Raw genomic sequence first — 1,094 nt, 5'->3', positions numbered from 1 at the left:
GGTCGGAACTTACCCGACAAGGAATTTCGCTACCTTAGGACCGTTATAGTTACGGCCGCCGTTTACCGGGGCTTGGCTTCGGGGCTTCGCGCGATGCGCTAACTCCTCCGCGTGACCTTCCGGCACCGGGCAGGCGTCAGACCCTATACGTCGCCTTGCGGCTTCTGCAGAGTCCTGTGTTTTTGGTAAACAGTCGCTTGGGCCTCTCCACTGCGGCCCGCCTCCGCTCCCCGGGCGAGCCGGTTCACGTACGCGCGGGCACCCCTTCTCCCGAAGTTACGGGGCCATTGTGCCGAGTTCCTTGACCATGGTTGACCCGATCGCCTCGGTATGTTCTACCCACCCACCTGTGTCGGTTTGCGGTACGGGCGCGCACGCGCCTGCCTAGGGGTTTTTCTAGGGACCTCGGGCTCACTCGCTTCGCTCAGTCGCTTCGTCCGGAGCCTCGCCCTCGTGCGGACCGGATTTCCCTGGTCCGCGGGCCGCGCTCCATCACGGGGACGTCCAGAACCCCGCCGAGCCACCCCCATCCGTCGCCCCGTCGGTCGTAGCGCCGCGTGCGCGGTGCAGGAATGTCTGCCTGCTGCGCGTCGGCTACGCCTCCCGGCCTCGCCTTAGCCCCCGACTGACCCTGGGAGGATTAGCCTTGCCCAGGAAACCTCGGGTTCACGGCGGACGAGTTACTCTCTCGTCTCTCGCTACTCATGCCAGCATTCTCACTCCCATGCGCTCCACCGTCGGTCGCCCTCCGGCTTCTCCGCCCATGGGAAGCTCCCCTACCGATTCTGTAAATCAAAATCCCGCCGCTTCGGTGTCCAGCTTAGCCCCGTGTATTGTCGGCGCATGTCCACTCGACCAGTGAGCTGTTACGCACTCTTTGAATGCATGGCTGCTTCTAAGCCAACATCCTGGTTGTCTGGGCGGACGCACATCCTTTGCCACTCGGCTGGAACTTGGGGACCTTAGCGGGCGGTCCGGGCTGTTTCCCTCTCGAGCACACAGCTTAGCCCACATGCTCTGACTGCCGCGCTCTGGGCCGCCGGCATTCGGAGTTCGGTTGGATTCGGTAGGCGGCGAAGCCCCCTCGTCCATCC

Annotated in this window: 1 rRNA gene; it reads right to left on the bottom strand. The window is 64.0% G+C overall.

The window, feature by feature from the left end:
* Positions 1-1,094 (bottom strand): 23S ribosomal RNA (locus tag KSY82_RS10185); the annotation flags it as partial.

This window comes from Collinsella aerofaciens, assembly GCF_019131995.1.
In the GTDB taxonomy this organism is placed as follows: Bacteria; Actinomycetota; Coriobacteriia; order Coriobacteriales; family Coriobacteriaceae; genus Collinsella; species Collinsella aerofaciens_S.
Note: the sequence above shows the minus strand (reverse complement) of the source record. Positions and strands in the feature narration are given on the sequence as shown.